At 47.0% G+C, this 1,124-nt stretch carries 2 protein-coding genes and 1 pseudogene; 1 reads left to right on the forward strand and 2 read right to left on the reverse strand.

Going from position 1 to position 1,124, the window contains the following annotated elements:
- Together PX481_RS09935 and PX481_RS09940 are read right to left on the reverse strand one after the other, a co-directional pair.
- A pseudogene (locus tag PX481_RS09935) lies at positions 1-127 on the reverse strand (oxidoreductase); the annotation flags it as partial.
- 19 nt (positions 128-146) lie between these two features.
- Positions 147-704, reverse strand: coding sequence for a Ycf51 family protein (locus PX481_RS09940; RefSeq protein ID WP_190380439.1), 558 nt, complete (start codon positions 702-704; stop codon positions 147-149).
- Here PX481_RS09940 and PX481_RS09945 point away from each other — a divergent pair.
- A partial coding sequence (locus PX481_RS09945; protein WP_288094512.1) for a 7-carboxy-7-deazaguanine synthase QueE occupies positions 681-1,124 on the forward strand: 444 nt, incomplete at its 3' end. The two genes, PX481_RS09940 and PX481_RS09945, sit on opposite strands and share 24 nt — an antisense overlap.

Below are 1,124 nucleotides of genomic sequence, written 5' to 3' on the forward strand. Positions count from 1 at the left end.
CGCCCACCACGAGGGGACGTTTACCCAAATCCGCTAATTTGCCGGTGGATTCTTCTAGGGCATTGTCACCCCGAATCACTTGTGCGGGGGCGATTAACAGGGGCAAAACAGCGACAGCATTGGACATTTTTTGACAACCTCAAGGATTATTGGCTAATTTTAGCGAAACTTTCGGGAAAAAGCTGTAGTTCAGGTGTATTATCCCCCGGGGCGGAGAAGGATTTTTTAATCTGTCCTAAGTACAAAGGAGCAGATAAACCGGGCTGAGGATGAATGAGAGTGCGAGCGCTAATGATAAATTGATTATTACCGCCAGCACCGGCGCGACCGGAGGAAAACAAGTCACTAGCGGCTTGTTTTAGGGTTGCTTCCACCTGCTCGGCAGTAACAGTATTGGGCAGGGAGATAACAGCTTGATTAGCTCCGTTATCATAGACAAGGGAGAATCTCACCGCTCCCGGAATTTCGGTACGGGTAAACAGTCCCAACCCAAGACCGAAAATCCCCACCGTCAACACAGCCATAAAGCTAGTGACACCGACGAGACGAAAGCGGATTCCCCAACCGACGAGAAAAGCGATAATCGTGAGTACCAAAAAAACCAGCGTGGCAATACCAGACCATTGGATGTATTTGGCAAAGTTCAGGGGAATGTCCATATTTTCTATAATACTGATTCTATGAAAACGGTTAGCATAAACCATTGTACCTATCCTGTTGTCGAAACTTTCCATTCTGTGCAGGGCGAGGGCTTTTGGACGGGAAGCAATGCTTTTTTCCTCCGTTTGGGAGGTTGCGATGTCTATTGCCCTTGGTGCGACCAAAAAGAGTCTTGGAATGCCCACCGTTATCCACAACAATCGCTGCGGGAATTGGTTGAGATGGCAAAAGGGGCTAACCCCGCTATGGTGGTCATTACCGGGGGTGAACCTTTAATGCACAATCTTGATCCTTTGACCAAGGAATTAAAAAATCAGGGTTTACGGGTGCATTTAGAAACTTCTGGCGCTCATCCTTTTACTGGGGTTTTCGATTGGGTGACTTTTTCTCCTAAAACTTATAAAATCCCCGATCCTAGTATTTATGCACGGGTAAATGAGTTAAAAATTGTCGTGGCTCATCCA

This window comes from Microcystis sp. M53603_WE2 (assembly GCF_030065435.1).

What these genes read in the sequence shown, in the direction of transcription:
- PX481_RS09940 (WP_190380439.1), bottom strand. Translation starts at nt 704, where the DNA reads ATGGTTTATGCTAACCGTTTTCATAGAATCAGTATTATAGAAAATATG.